A 12,021-nucleotide genomic window follows, 5' to 3' on the forward strand; every position below is an offset into this window, starting at 1 on the left:
TGAAGGGGCCCCTGGGCCTTAGCCCGCCGCCCGGATGGGGCGCGCATGGTGAATGAATTCAGTTCCTCGTTCAGCCAACGGCGTGAAGTTCGTTGAGTCTGTGAATACCCGCAGTGCCGGTCATACCGTCCCAGTTGTCGCCGCGTCCTTCACGCCAGCCATTGATCCATGCCTGGCGTACAGACGGTAGAGTAAAAGGGCAAAGCTCGCGGGATTTGCCGGTGACCCCATATTGGTAGCCACGTGAAAATGCTCGTTCCAACGGATCACGCTTAAGTCTTCTCATAGGGTGTTGCCCTCACTTGTTGACTGTAATGTCCCGTCGGCCTCTAGGAGGCCGGGCAGAATCGTTCTGCCGGTTTGCGCTCGCTGCCGGCGTCGCGAGCGAAAGTGTTGCCCCGTTGCGGTGACAACCTGAGATGAGTTCTAACCAATGCACGACACAGTGTGAATGATCGTTTTGTCATAAGGACGTAACCTTTCCTAGGGTCAAAGGATAAGTAAATAAATGCGTCAGGCCTGGATCCGACGCAAAGCCCGCTATGATCAGGGTTTGATAAGAATTGAAGTCACTTGGCGAGCGCCGGGTGATAATTTGTAACAAGGCAGTCAATACGACGAAGGGTCATTTTTCCCCCTGTCAGTCGTGAATTTTTCATTCTGCCCGGCGATCAAAGACTTTTCTGCCCCAGGCAAAAGGTCAGGTTGCCCGGGTGGCCCGGCACTCACCGCAGTGCCATTCGAACGCTCGCTGGAAAGGCGTTCGATTAAACATCGGAAGGCGATGCGCTTGCCCTCCACTTATTGCTCAAAGCACTGGATACCTCATGTCGGACCGTTTCGAACTCTACCTAACCTGCCCCAAAGGTCTTGAAGGCCTGCTCGCCGAAGAGGCCCGCGGCCTGGGCCTTGAAGAGGTGCGTGAACACACCTCGGCCATCCGCGGCTCGGCCGACATGGAAACCGCCTACCGCTTGTGCCTCTGGTCACGCCTGGGCAACCGCGTGCTGCTGGTGCTCAAGCGCTTCAACATGAAGAACGCCGACGACCTGTACGATGGTGTGCACGATGTCGAGTGGCAGGACCATCTGGAAGCCAGCGGTTCGCTGGCCGTGGAGTTCAGCGGCCATGGCTCGGGTATCGACAACACCCATTTCGGTGCCCTGAAGGTCAAGGATGCCATTGTCGACAAGCTGCGTACCCGCGATGGCGAGCGTCCTTCGGTTGACAAGCTCAACCCTGACTTGCGCGTGCACCTGCGTCTGGACCGTGGTGAAGCGATCTTGTCCCTGGATCTGTCGGGCCACAGCCTGCACCAGCGCGGTTACCGTCTGCAGCAGGGGGCTGCGCCGCTCAAGGAAAACCTTGCTGCCGCGGTTCTGATCCGTGCCGGCTGGCCGCGTATTGCCGCCGAAGGCGGTGCGCTGGCTGACCCGATGTGCGGTGTGGGTACTTTCCTGGTGGAAGCGGCGATGATCGCCGCCGACATCGCCCCCAACCTCAAGCGTGAGCGCTGGGGCTTCAGCGCCTGGCTTGGCCATGTACCGGCATTGTGGCGCAAGCTGCACGACGAAGCGCAGGCGCGGGCGCAGGCCGGTCTTGCCCGTCCGCCGTTGTGGATTCGTGGCTACGAAGCCGATCCGCGGCTGATCCAGCCGGGCCGCAACAACGTCGAGCGTGCCGGTCTTAGCGACTGGGTGAAAATCTACCAGGGCGAGGTAGGCAGTTTCGAGCCACGTCCAGACCAGAACCAGAAGGGTCTGGTGATCTGTAACCCGCCCTATGGCGAGCGTCTGGGTGATGAAGCCAGCCTGTTGTACCTCTACCAGAACCTCGGTGAGCGTCTGCGTCAATCGTGCCTGAACTGGGAAGCGGCAGTGTTTACTGGCGCCCCCGATCTGGGCAAGCGCATGGGTATTCGCAGCCACAAACAGTACGCGTTCTGGAACGGCGCGCTGCCGTGCAAGCTGTTGCTGATCAAGGTGCAGCCCGACCAGTTCGTCACCGGCGAACGTCGCCAGCCCGAGCGTGACGCTCAGGGTAACGAAGACCAGCGTTCACCGGCAGCCGTTGCCAGCGAGCCGGCACGCTTGAGCGAAGGCGGGCAGATGTTCGCCAATCGGCTGCAGAAAAACCTCAAGCAGTTGGGCAAGTGGGCCAAGCGCGAGCAGGTCAGTTGCTATCGTCTGTATGACGCTGACATGCCTGAATACGCCCTGGCCATCGACCTGTATCAGGACTGGGTACACGTCCAGGAATACGCAGCACCGCGTTCGATCGATCCGGAGAAAGCCCAGGCCCGCCTGTTCGATGCCCTGGCCGCAATTCCCCAGGCACTGGGCATCGACCAGAGCCGGGTGGTGGTCAAGCGTCGCGAGCGTCAGAGCGGTACCCGCCAGTACGAGCGCCAGAGCACTCAGGGCCAGTTCCTGGAGGTCAGCGAAGGTGGCGTCAAATTGCTGGTCAACCTGACCGACTACCTGGATACCGGGCTGTTCCTCGATCACCGGCCGATGCGCATGCGTATCCAGCGTGAGGCCGCCGGCAAGCGTTTCCTCAACCTGTTCTGCTACACCGCGACCGCCAGCGTGCATGCGGCCAAGGGCGGTGCACGCAGCACCACCAGCGTCGACCTGTCACGGACGTACCTGGACTGGGCGCGGCGCAACCTGTCGCTCAATGGCTTCTCCGACAAGAACCGTCTGGAGCAGGGTGATGTCATGGCCTGGCTGCAAGCGTGCCGTGATGAGTTCGACCTGATCTTCATCGATCCGCCGACCTTCTCCAACTCCAAGCGTATGGAAGGTGTATTCGATGTCCAGCGTGACCATGTCGAATTGCTCGACCTGGCAGTAGCGCGTCTGGCACCGGGCGGCGTGCTGTATTTCTCCAACAACTTCCGCAAGTTCCAGCTCGACGAACGTCTGGCCGAACGTTATGCGGTAGAGGAAATCAGCGCACAGACCCTGGATCCGGACTTCGCCCGTAACACCAAGATTCATCGGGCATGGCGCATTCAGGCACGCTGAAGACGATCTTCTCCCAGGCCTCGGATTGCTTCATTAGTGGCTAATGGCTATAACTGAAGGAGGACCTGGGAAACGCTGCATGCTGGCGTTATGAGTGCGATCAACTATGTCGATGCATGGCGTTCGTCCAAAGATGCTCGGCTTCGTCAGCGAAGAAGTGTCCGCCTGGTTGGTTGCCCTTGTGGCACTGGTGGCCGGCGGACTGTTGACTGCGTTTCTGGCGTTGGCAACCTACGAGTTGTACCAGCAACAGTTGCGTCAACGCTTCGAGCTGCTGGCCAGTGAGCGTTACAGTCGTATCGAAGAACGCTTCGAGGATCAGGTGCAGCGCCTGGATGGGCTGCGTCGGTTCTTCGTCTTTGCCACCGAAATCACGCTCGAAGAATTCAATGGTTACGCGCGGCCCTTGCTGCACCGTACCCAGGCCTATTCCTGGGCGCCGCGGGTGCCGGGGCCCGCACGCCAGGCCTTTGAGCAGCGTGCGACTCAGGTACTTGGCCGTCCCTACGAAATCCAGCAACTGACGGATGACGGCAGTTTGCGCGTATCACCCGCGCGTCCGATCTACTACCCGGTGCTGTTTACCCAGACCTTGGGCCTGCAGCGCCAGCCGCTGGGTCTCGACCTGCTTTCCCAGGCCCTGCGTCAGGACACCCTGCAACGCGCCGCGAAGCCCGGCAGCATGGCTGTCTCTGCGCCGCTCAACCTTACCGATGTGGAGCCTGCGTATGCCCGCGGTATTCTGATGGCGGCGCCAGTGTTCGCGCCACATGATCCTGACCCGCAGCCGCGGGGGTATGTCATGGCGGTGATCAGTATGCGGCAGCTGATGGCCGAGGGACTGCCCAACGCGGCCCAGGACAACCTGGTGGTGCGTATTCGCGACCTGTCCGGGCCGGACAGCCAGCATGAGGTGCTGTTCCAGTCGGATAACCGGGGTACTTCCTCAACGCTGGCCGCCAGTCATCTGCTGCACTTGGCCGACCATGACTATCAGCTCGATATCCGTCCAAGTCTGGCGTTCATGCAGGCCAACCGCTCTTCGGCGGTCCCCGCCGTGGTGTTTCTGGGTGGTTTGCTCAGTGTATTGCTCAGTGCCTTGCTGTTCAGTCTGTTCAGCCAGCGTCAGCGCGCCCTGACCCTGGTCGAACAGCGCACTGGCGAGCTGCGCATCAGTGAGCAGTCGCTGCGTGATACCCACAATCAGTTGCGCAGTGTGCTGGATGCGGCGACTCAGGTCGCGATCGTCGCTACCAACCTGCGTGGTGTGATCAGCACGTTCAATGCTGGCGCCGAACGCATGCTGGGCTACAGCAGTGCCGAAGCGGTCGGCAGCCTGACCCTTGAGGCACTGATCTCGCCCCAGGAACTGCACCAGCGGGCCCGGGACTTGAGCCAGCGTTATGGCCGCGAAATCACCCCGGCCCAGGCAATGTTCGCGCAAACCGTGCAGGAAGGAGGCAAAGAGGCGGGTGAGTGGACGTTGCAGCGTAAAGACGGCAGCCATCTGCTGGCCAACATGCTGGTGACGGCAGTGCTCGATGAACACGGCCTGTGGGTCGGTCACCTGGCGATCTGCATCGATGTCACTGAGCGCAAGCGCGTGCATGAAGCCCTGGCGGCCCGTGACCGTTTGCTGGACAAGCTCAGTGCCGAAGTGCCTGGTGGCATTTATCAGTTCCGTCTGCGTTTGGATGGCAGCTCATGTTTCACCTATGCCAGTGAAGGCTTGCGTGACATCTACGAGATTGAGCTTGAGCTGCTGCGCCAGGATGCTACGGCGGTATTTGAGCGCATCCACCCGGATGACCTGTTGCGTGTGCGCACTTCAATCCGCCATTCAGCCGATCACCTGACACCTTGGCGTGAAGAGTATCGCGTGTTGTTGCCGCTGGCAGGTCAGCGCTGGGTGCGGGGCGAGGCGACCCCTGAGCCGGAGGAGGACGGCAGTACGCTGTGGCACGGCTATCTGACCGATATCTCCGATCTGAAACGGGTTGAAGAAGAGCTGCGCGCGCTGTCGGTGACCGACTCGCTGACCGGTATCCATAACCGGCGCTATTTCCAGGAGCGTTTGAAGGTCGAGCTTGAGCGCGCTCAGCGCGACAATCAGGACCTGGCGATCATCATGCTGGATATCGATCACTTCAAACGCATCAACGACCAGTTTGGTCATGCGGTGGGTGATCATGTGTTGCGCAGCCTGTGCCAGCGCATCAGTCAGCGTCTGCGGCGCACCGATGTGTTCTGTCGTCTGGGTGGAGAGGAGTTCATGGTCTTGTGCCCGGGCAGTAACGCCGAGCAGGCGCACTCGCTGGCCCTGGAGTTGTGGCAGGGGGTGCGCAGTGTCGTCGTCGAGGGTGTTGGGCAGGTCACTGCCAGTTTTGGCGTGGCCGGCTGGCGCCCGGGGGAGGGCGCCGATGCCTTGTTGCTACGCGCCGACTCCGGCGTCTATGCGGCCAAACAAGCTGGCCGCGACCGGGTCGAGACAGAACTTTCCTGAATGCTCAGGGCTGTACAGAGGCCGTGCTGTTGACCAGTTTCGGCTGGCGATAGAGGTCCAGCAGCACCTGGTCGAGCACCGCTGAAGCACCCCAGGGTTTTGGATCGTTGAGGATCGCCGCCACCGCCCAGGTGTTGCCGTTGCTGTCGCGGCTGTAGCCGGCAATCGCGCGTACGGTATTCAGGGTGCCGGTCTTGATATGGGCCTCGCCGGTCATCGCTGTGCGCTTGAGGCGCTTGCGCATGGTGCCATCCATGCCTACCAGCGGCATGGAGCTGATGAATTCGGCAGCGTAGGGGCTTTTCCAGGCAGCTTGCAGCAGGGCCGCCATTTCCCGGGTGCTGACCCGTTCGGCGCGAGACAACCCGGAGCCGTTCTCCATGATCAGGTGCGGTGCAGTGATGCCCTTTTTCGCCAGCCACTGGCGTACCACCCGCTGTGCTGCACGGGCGTCGTCGCCATCGGCATCGGTGCGGAACTGCGCGCCCAGGCTCAGGAACAGCTGCTGGGCCATGGTGTTGTTACTGTATTTGTTGATGTCGCGAATGATCTCGACCAGGTCAGGCGAGAAGGCGCGTGCCAGCAGGCGGGCACTTTTTGGCACGCTGTCGATCCGGTCGCGGCCCTGGATGGTGCCACCCAGTTCATTCCAGATGGCCCGTACCGCACCGGCGGCATAGGTCGGGTGGTCGAGCAGCGACAGGTAGGTCTGCGAGTTGCAGCCGTCAGCCAACTGGCCGCTGACCACGACGGTGACGCCGTCTGCCTGGGTGACCGGGTTGTAGCGCACATCGCCGCTGCATTGTTTGCTGTTGACCGCCTTGACCTGGTTGTCGATACGGATGCTGGCAATCGGTGGCTCGACCGATACCAGCACCTTGCCACCGTCGTTGCGGGCGACAAAACGCAGGGCCTTGAGGTTGATCAGCAAGGAGTCGGGTTTGACCAGGAACGGCTTGTTTTCGTCGCCGCCGTCATCATTGAACTGGGGCAGCACGGGTTGCACGAAGTGGCTGCGGTCGAGCACCAGGTCGCCGCTGATGGTTTGCACCCCGTTGGCGCGCAGGTCGCGCATCAACAGCCAGAGCTTTTCCATGTTCAGTTTCGGGTCACCGCCGCCCTTGAGGTAGAGGTTGCCCTGCAGGGTGCCGTTACGCAGCGGGCCGTCGCTGTAGAACTCGGTCTTCCACTGGTGAGTCGGGCCGAGCAGCTCCAGGGCCGCATAGGTGGTGACCAGCTTCATGGTCGAGGCCGGGTTGACCGAGATGTCGGCATTGAACACGGTTGGCGTGCCAGGGCCGTTGAGCGGCAGCATCACCAGCGACAGGGCCGAGTCCTGCAATTTATTGGTTTTCAGCGCTTGCTGCACCTTGGCGGGCAGCGTGGTGTTGACGGCCGCGGCCTGGGAAGGCAAGGCAACGGGCAGGAGCAGGCCGGCAAGCAGAAGAGGGCGTAGAGATCTGATCATGTGCAATAAAACCCTGCAAGCGAGGGGTGAAAAAAACGGAGCAAGGAAAGGTGAAGGCCCCGGAGTGAAAAATATAGCGCGCATTATGCCCCAAGGCGCAGGGAGATGGGGCAGTGCGACAGGGTGGCTTGTCGGCTTTTATTCCGGCAGCCTCGCGGCGAAACTGGTAAAGTGCGCCGCGTTATTACTCAAGAGGATTGTTTCATGGCCACTAACCGTTCCCGCCGTCTGCGCAAAAAACTCTGCGTGGATGAATTCCAGGAGCTGGGTTTTGAACTGAACCTGGAGTTCAAGGAAGACCTGACCGACGAAGCCGTTGATGCCTTCCTCGATGCCTTCCTGGCAGACGCTATGGATGCCAACGGTCTGGACTATGTTGGCGGCGACGACTTCGGTCTGGTTTGCAAAGCAGATCGCGGCTCGGTCACTGAAGAGCAACGCGCTGCCGTTGAAAGCTGGCTCAAAGGCCGCAACGAGCTGACCAAGATCGAAGTCAGCCCGCTGCTGGACGCCTGGTATCCGGAAAACCCGATCAATCCGGTTGCCTGATGCCTGAAGAAACGGCGGCCCCAGTGGCCGCCGTTTTATTTTCAGCTCACCTTTGCCGTCGCACTGGCTGAGCCCCCTGGGTGCAAGTGCCGTTCAAGTGCCTGTTCCACCTCTGCCATGGCTGCCGCCAGCTGTTGCTGGTGAAGCTCGAGCGTGGGTACCGGCGCATTCGCCTGGCAGTCTGATTCCAGTTGTTCGCAGGCATCGATCAAGGCGTTGGCCTGAATGATCCGCGCGGCACCGAGAATACGATGCGCTTCGTCCTTCAACCGATCGGGTTGCCGTTCAGGGTCAAGCTCCGCCAGCGCTATCCGGTCCTTGCTAAAACTCTGTTGAAGCTGTTTCAGCAATGCTTGCAGGTCGACCGCGCTGTTGCCCACCACGGGCTCCAGGCCTTGCAGGTCGAACAGGGCAGAGTGGGCGGCACCGGCGCGTTGGGGGAGAGGTTGGATCCTCGCCAGGCGCTGGCCCAGCGCCTTGAGGCTGATCGGCTTGAGCAGGCAGTCATCCATGCCGGCTTGCTGGCATTGCCTGCGGACTTCCGGTTGCGCATTAGCGGTGTAACCGAGCAGGGTGCAGCGGGGCCATTGTCGTGCGTTTTCGTCAGCGCGTATTGCCTGGGCAAGTTGGTAACCATCGATGTCTGGCATGTTGCAGTCGATGATCAGCACATCGAATGCCTCCCGCCGCCATATCTCCAGAGCCTCCAGGCCGTTATCGACACTGCGGTGCTGCAACCCCAGGTAGTTCAGTTGCTGGGTCAGTAGCAGCAGATTGGCCGGATGGTCATCGACCACCAGTACCTTCAGGGCGGCAACGGACAGGCAGGGTTCGGCAATCACGGCAGGCCCGCCGGGCTGGCTGGCCATCAGCGTCACCGGCATGCTGACCTGCACACGGGTACCCTGGCCAAACACACTGTGCAGGGTCAGGTTGCCGCCCATCAGGTGGCACAGGTCGCGACTGATCGACAGACCCAGGCCTGTACCGCTACGCGCCAGCTTGCTATCGGGGTTGGCTTGGGCGAAGGGCAGGAACAGGCGTTGCTGGTCCTCATCGCGAATGCCGATACCGGTGTCCTGTACGCTCAGTTCAAGCCTGGCAAGATCCGGCTCGGGGCCAGGCTCCAGGGCTAGTTCGATGATGACCTGGCCCTGCTCGGTGAACTTGATTGCATTGCTGACCATATTCGAAAGGATCTGCTTCATCCGTAGCGGGTCCAGGTGAACATCGACATGCGCGCTGGGTGTGATACGGATCATCAGGCGCAGGTTTTTCTGGCGCGCCAGGCCATCGAACACGCGTCCGACAGACTCCACCAGCGCCCTCAGGCCGACCCGTTCCGGCGCCAGAGCAAGGTGCCCGGACTCGATGCGGGCGATGTCGAGTATGTCGCCGATCAGGGCCAGCAAGTCGTTGGCCGAACTGTAGGCCACTTCGACTGCCGGTCGATCCAGCTGCCCCTGGTCGGCTTTTTCCAGGGCTAGCTCGAGCATGCCAAGGATGGCGTTCATCGGGGTACGGATTTCATGACTGATGGTTGCCAGAAAGGTGCTCTTGGCGCGATTGGCATCATCGGCCTGCTGCTTGGCCTGGCTCAGGTCCTGGATCAACTGGCGTCGTTCACTGATATCGATCCAGCCGCCGATGATGCCCTGGACCTCACCGAGCGAGTCCCGGTAAGGCAGGATCCAGTGGTAAATGGTCATTGTCCTGTCATTGATCAGCAGCGGACGATCAATGATCAGTGGCACGCCCTCGCGCATCACTTGCTGGTAGTCGGCCTGAATCTGGCTGGCATAGCAGCTATCGCCCAGCGCGCCATCATCCAGGCGTTTGCCTAGCACTTCATCAAGCTGTAACTGAACGGCCTCCAGGTAGCTGTCGTTGCAACTTTGCAGCAGTCCTTCACGGTCACGTACATACATGGGGTGAGGCGTGCCGTTGAGCAGCGTGCGCATGAATTCGAGCTGATCGCCCAAGGCGCGCTCTGCGGCTTCGCGTTGTTTGATCTGGCGGCGCATCCACGCATTCCAGGCCAATGACAGCAGCAGGAGCACGCTGGTGCCCAACACGATTTGCAGGACCAGTTGGTGGTACTTGCTCCAGTAGGCATCGGTTTCGGTGCTGTAGCCACGCCAACGGCTGTTGATAACGCCCAGCTCTTCCGGCGCGATACTCAGCAGTGCCTTGTTCAGAATCGAAGCCAGCTCCTGGGAATGCCTGGCGGTCGCCATCGAAAAGGTCGCCGGCTCGGCGCCAACGGAAGCCCGAATGACCAGCCCATGCTGGGTCGCCAGGCTGAAGTTGGCGTTGATCAGCGCCATGATGGCAGCGTCGACATGGCCGCTGGCCAGTAAGGATGTGGAGTGAGCGGCGCTTTCGGTCTCCACCAGCTGTATGCCGGCTGCTCGTGCACGCAGCCTGTCGAGCAGAGGGCTGTCGCGGGTCAGGGCCACGCGGCGAGCTGAAAGCTGTTCCAGCGAGGAGGGTTGGTCCGCTCCTGTGCGGGTCACCAGCACGTAGGAGTTTTCCAGGTAGGGGCGGCTGATATGCAAGGTGCTTTCCCGCTGCTTGCTCGGCGAGATGGCGGCAATTACATCGGCCTGGTTGTGGTTCACACGATCGATCATGTCACTGATGCCGCTGGCGCGCTGCACTTCGAAGCGCAAACCGGTGCGCAAACGGATCAGCTCAAGCAAGTCGGCGGCAATTCCGCGAAAGTTGCCGGTGTTATCGAAAAATGTCAGTGGTGCAGCGGTTTCGTTGACCACTACACGGACCACCGGGTGCTTGCTCAGCCAGTGCTCTTCGCGTTGCGAGAGTTGCAGTTTGCGATCAGTCAGCAGCAGGTCGCTGCCCGCGCTCCAGCGTTTGAAAATGTCTTTACGGGTAGTGCTTGAGAGGTTGTCGAGGGTGGCGTTGATCAACTGCAGCAGGGTGAGGTTGCTTTGCTGTACGGCAAAGCTGAAGCCGACCGGTTCGTGTTTGCTGAAATTGGCCATCTTGACGTTCTGCAGATGGCCCTGATTGATCATGTAATGGGTGGAAATGGTATCGCCGAGAAACACGTCGGCCTGATCGAAGGCGACGGCATTGAGGGCATTCAGATAGGAGGGGTAGGTCTGAATCGTTGCCTTCGGGTAATTGGCCCGTACCTCTGCAAGCGGCAAGTAGTGATAGACCATGCTCAGGCGCAGGCCAGCCAGACCGGTATCAAGCGGGCGGCTTTCGTTTTCGCGGGTCACCAGCACCGGTTGATCGATGGCGTAGGGTCTGGAAAGCACCACTCCCGGTGTAGAGGCTTCGAAGCCATTGGCACTGCCGAGCAGGTCTATCTGCCCCAGAGTCAGGGCCTTTACCGCTTCCTGGCGGTTGGCAAAGCGTCGGACCTGAATAGGCAATCGCAGCGTGTTTTGCAGTATTCCGGCAATGTCAGCCGTCAGGCCTTCGTAGTCGCGACCGCTGGCGGTCATGTCGAAGGGCGGATAGTCCGGTGCCGAAGTACCCAGCAGCAATTGCTTTTTGCCTGCGATCCAGCGTCGTTGCGCCGAACTCAGCGGGAGGTCCACGCTCACCGGTTGCGAGCGGCTTAGCAACCGGTGCTGGCTGGCCTGTACGTCGTCGGCATATGCCGTAGGTAGCAGGTACAGGCAGGCCAGGAGGCTGCACAGGCAACAATAGAGGGTGCGGCTAGGCATGGCCTGATTCAAACCAGAGCATTGCGTTTGGCCAATTCAATGAGTTCGACCAAGGACTTGGCTTTGAGCTTTTGCATCAGGCGCTTTTTATAAGTGCTGACAGTTTTGTTGCTGAGGAACATCCCCTGGGCAATTTCCTTGTTGCTTCTGCCTTGGGCGAAGAGTTGCAGTACCATCAATTCCCGGTCATTGACTTGCTTGAACAGTTCCAGTTCACAGTGTTCGTTGTCGTGAGGGCGCAAGTTACTGATCGCCTGGCTGGGGAAGTAGTTGTAACCCGACAACACTGCTTTGATCGCGCTGAGCAACTCGCTCAGGTCTTCCTGTTTGCATACATAGCCGGCGGCGCCGGAGTGCATGCAGCGTACGGCAAACAACGCCGGCGACTGTGCGGTGAGCACCAGGATTTTCAGGGGGATGGCCATGCTATGAAAGCGTGACAACACTTCCAGGCCATCGAGTCTGGGAATGCTGATGTCGAGGATAATCAGGTCGGGTAGGCATTCGCGGACCATCTGCATGGCGTCCACGCCGTTGTCCGACTCTCCGACCACGCAATAGCCTTCATTCTCCAGGAGCATGCGTACAGCCAGGCGGATGACTGGGTGATCGTCGATGATAAATACAGATTGCATGGTGAACTTATCCAGGAAAGGTGTCGATTAAGCTGGCACCTTAACGCAGATAGAACAGGGCGCACACGAACAGAAAGGGAGCTAAGTGCTATATAGGAAATATCCGACTCTAAATGCAGGTATGGACTACAAGTGT

General features: G+C 60.2%; 7 protein-coding genes. 3 read left to right on the forward strand and 4 right to left on the reverse strand.

Annotation, left to right across the window (positions count from 1 at the left end):
* Window positions 1–70 precede the first annotated feature (70 nt).
* On the reverse strand, window positions 71–286 hold the full coding sequence (gene rmf / locus ACVI9W_RS20365) for a ribosome modulation factor (RefSeq protein ID WP_010223328.1): 216 nt from the start codon (window positions 284–286) through the stop codon (window positions 71–73).
* Window positions 287–827: 541 nt separating this feature from the next.
* On the opposite strand from rmf, the gene rlmKL reads away from it, so the two are divergent.
* Together rlmKL and ACVI9W_RS20375 are read left to right on the forward strand one after the other, a co-directional pair.
* Window positions 828–3,029, forward strand: coding sequence for a bifunctional 23S rRNA (guanine(2069)-N(7))-methyltransferase RlmK/23S rRNA (guanine(2445)-N(2))-methyltransferase RlmL (gene rlmKL, locus ACVI9W_RS20370; RefSeq protein WP_461530980.1), 2,202 nt, complete (start codon window positions 828–830; stop codon window positions 3,027–3,029).
* Between the two features lie 106 nt (window positions 3,030–3,135).
* Window positions 3,136–5,532, forward strand: a complete 2,397-nt coding sequence (locus tag ACVI9W_RS20375; RefSeq protein ID WP_461530981.1) for a sensor domain-containing diguanylate cyclase — start codon at window positions 3,136–3,138, stop codon at window positions 5,530–5,532.
* A 4-nt stretch (window positions 5,533–5,536) separates the two neighbouring features.
* Here the strand turns inward: ACVI9W_RS20375 and dacB are convergent, their stop codons facing one another.
* A complete protein-coding gene (gene dacB, locus ACVI9W_RS20380; RefSeq protein WP_157191803.1) occupies window positions 5,537–7,000 on the reverse strand; it encodes a D-alanyl-D-alanine carboxypeptidase/D-alanyl-D-alanine endopeptidase in 1,464 nt (487 codons plus the stop codon).
* Between the two features lie 204 nt (window positions 7,001–7,204).
* Between dacB and ACVI9W_RS20385 the strand changes: the two genes are divergently transcribed.
* Window positions 7,205–7,549, forward strand: a complete 345-nt coding sequence (locus ACVI9W_RS20385; protein WP_191831950.1) for a YggL family protein — start codon at window positions 7,205–7,207, stop codon at window positions 7,547–7,549.
* A 41-nt stretch (window positions 7,550–7,590) separates the two neighbouring features.
* On the opposite strand, the gene ACVI9W_RS20390 is transcribed toward ACVI9W_RS20385, so the two are convergent.
* The gene (locus tag ACVI9W_RS20390; protein WP_461530982.1) at window positions 7,591–11,250 is read right to left on the reverse strand and encodes a transporter substrate-binding domain-containing protein; all 3,660 of its coding nucleotides are present in this window, start codon (window positions 11,248–11,250) and stop codon (window positions 7,591–7,593) included.
* Window positions 11,251–11,258: 8 nt separating this feature from the next.
* A complete protein-coding gene (locus ACVI9W_RS20395) occupies window positions 11,259–11,885 on the reverse strand; it encodes a response regulator (RefSeq protein ID WP_461530983.1) in 627 nt (208 codons plus the stop codon).
* Between the last annotated feature and the right edge of the window lie 136 nt (window positions 11,886–12,021).

It is taken from the genome of Pseudomonas sp. 210_17 TE3656 (genome assembly GCF_054821965.1).